General features: G+C 69.1%; 1 pseudogene. It reads right to left on the reverse strand.

Features of this window, described 5'->3' with window-relative positions:
* Window positions 1-101: 101 nt before the first annotated feature.
* Window positions 102-259 (reverse strand): annotated as a pseudogene (locus KVT32_RS30525) (c-type cytochrome biogenesis protein CcsB); the annotation flags it as partial.

A 259-nucleotide genomic window follows, 5' to 3' on the forward strand; every position in this document is an offset into this window, starting at 1 on the left:
GGGTGGTTGTGGGGGGGATGTTTTGGCCAAGGACCGGCCGGGGGAGGGGAGGCCGGTGAATTCCGCGGGCGCCCACCCTACGGAAGCCCGAGCAGCGCGGATTACAGCTCGCCGTAGGAATGCAGCCCCGACAGGAACATGTTCACGCCCAGGAAGGCAAAGGTCGTCACCAGCAGGCCCACCAGCGCCCACCAGGCCGCCATGCGGCCGCGCAGGCCGTTGATCAGGCGCAGGTGCAGCCAGGCCGCGTAGTTGAGCC

Origin of the sequence: Achromobacter sp. GbtcB20 (genome assembly GCF_019091095.1) — a bacterium.
GTDB classification, from domain to species: domain Bacteria; phylum Pseudomonadota; class Gammaproteobacteria; order Burkholderiales; family Burkholderiaceae_B; genus Achromobacter; species Achromobacter mucicolens.